Origin of the sequence: Paeniglutamicibacter sp. ORCA_105 (assembly GCF_045798545.1) — a bacterium.
In the GTDB taxonomy this organism is placed as follows: Bacteria; Actinomycetota; Actinomycetes; order Actinomycetales; family Micrococcaceae; genus Paeniglutamicibacter; species Paeniglutamicibacter sulfureus.
On sequence record NZ_JBIXLM010000114.1, the window covers coordinates 1 to 240 of the forward strand.

Annotated in this window: 1 protein-coding gene; it reads right to left on the minus strand. The window is 68.8% G+C overall.

Annotated features, from left to right (window positions below):
- On the minus strand, positions 1–240 hold a 240-nt coding region (locus ACIPUB_RS20185; protein WP_407609013.1), incomplete at both ends, for an ABC transporter permease subunit.

Sequence of the window (240 nt, forward strand, 5' to 3'; positions counted from 1 at the left end):
GGCCAGCAGGGCCAGCAATCCGTCGAGCACCAGTGCGAGGCCGGTGACCAGCACGGCACCGACCAGCACCTCGCCGTAGTCGAAGAGGGCCAGCCCGTCGAAGATGTAGCGGCCCAGCCCACCCAAATTCACGTAGGCGGCGATCGTGGCCGTGGCCACGACCTGCAGGATCGCCCCGCGCATCCCGCCCAGGATCAGCGGCAGCGCCAGGGGAAGTTCGACCTGCAGGATGATCCGCGA